Here is a 555-nt window from a genome sequence, read left to right as displayed (position 1 = left end):
CGTCGTGTGGGGGCGAAACCCCACGTATTCCGTATCAATTTTGGAGTAAGCACTATTTTAGGACGAATGATCTAGGCGGTTCGGCTTGTATACTTACTAGTCCAAGTCGATCGGCATTGCTTTGCTTTTTGTCTGTCGGCTTGGCGAGAAAAGCATACAAGCCGAAAAAAGTTTTGCAAGGACATAATAAAAAAGAAAAGACGGTAGTCTTTAGGTGAGGATGAACGAACCGACTTTTTTATTATGAAGGTGGAGATTTTTGAGCGTTGTTTGCTCAAAAATACTACCTGTTCCTTGCGGAACTTTTAGCCCTATATATAAGAGTGAGAAGAGCAAAGTAAAGAAAGTCAGTAATATCAAGGGTTTAACAAGGGTAGGGTGTGGGAAAATTCCCACACATGTGTTGTTAAATTCCCACACCTAAAAAATGGAAAATAATAAAAAAAAAAAGATGTCAATAACAAATGACATCTAAAATAAATAAATCGGTAAGTTATGTTTTTTCTTATCTCCAGTTATTTTAAAATTTCTAAGAGACTTCTTAAAAATCTTCAT

The 555-nt window shown here is 36.0% G+C and carries 1 protein-coding gene; it reads left to right on the top strand.

The annotated features are described in order from the left end of the window. A partial coding sequence (locus DAI20_RS20075; RefSeq protein WP_205781536.1) for a hypothetical protein occupies positions 1-218 on the top strand: 218 nt, incomplete at its 5' end. Positions 219-555: the final 337 nt, after the last annotated feature.

Source organism: Planctomonas deserti, assembly GCF_003067705.1.
Classification (GTDB): domain Bacteria; phylum Actinomycetota; class Actinomycetes; order Actinomycetales; family Microbacteriaceae; genus Planctomonas; species Planctomonas deserti.
The sequence above is the reverse complement of the archived record's forward strand: the minus strand, read 5'-3'. Positions and strand labels throughout refer to the sequence as shown.